We start from the raw sequence: 567 nt of genomic DNA, 5'->3' as shown, positions 1-567 counted from the left end.
GTTCATGGCCTCGACGCTCGACACGCCGCGCATCTTTGTATTTTCACCGTCGGTCATCAAGATGATGTACTTGGTCAGTCCCTTCGTACCGAGAGGGAGTGCATTCGTTACGGGCTCGCCGGGCGTCAGCAGGTGGTAGCCCCAGACGAGCCCGATGGTCAGATTGGTCGTCCCGCTCGCGACCATTCCATTGATCGAGCCATGGAGCGCCGTGTAGTCCGTCGTGAGCGGCAGGATGGGGCTGATGTTGCACGGTGAGGTTCGGGTCTGGTCCGCACCGTACAGCGTGCTCGGCACTCCCGTGCTCGGCGGAGTGTCCCTGACGTCATTGGGCTGGTCGCGGTCCCAGATGCAGCCGGCCGTCATGGGGTTCGTGGCCCAGTAGCTCGTCTGCGACGGGTCCACCCACCAGGAGCTTTTCAGGCCCCCCAGGTTCACGTCCGTTTCGAACGGCACGACGCCGATGCGGATCGAATCCGCCGGGCCGGTATTCGCCTGCATCTTGTTGAGGAAATTGTTGGCGGCCTGTTTCAACGTCGGAAGCTTGTTCAGCTCGTTCATCGAGCC

At 62.1% G+C, this 567-nt stretch carries 1 protein-coding gene; it reads right to left on the bottom strand.

Annotated elements, in window-relative coordinates; genetic code table 11:
- Positions 1-567 (bottom strand): vWA domain-containing protein (locus tag AC2JF9_RS08315; RefSeq protein WP_500726852.1); only part of this gene is annotated, 567 nt, incomplete at both ends.

The sequence above is a fragment of the Lactobacillus sp. C449L genome (assembly GCF_059900815.1).
The sequence above is the reverse complement of the archived record's forward strand: the minus strand, read 5'-3'. Positions and strand labels throughout refer to the sequence as shown.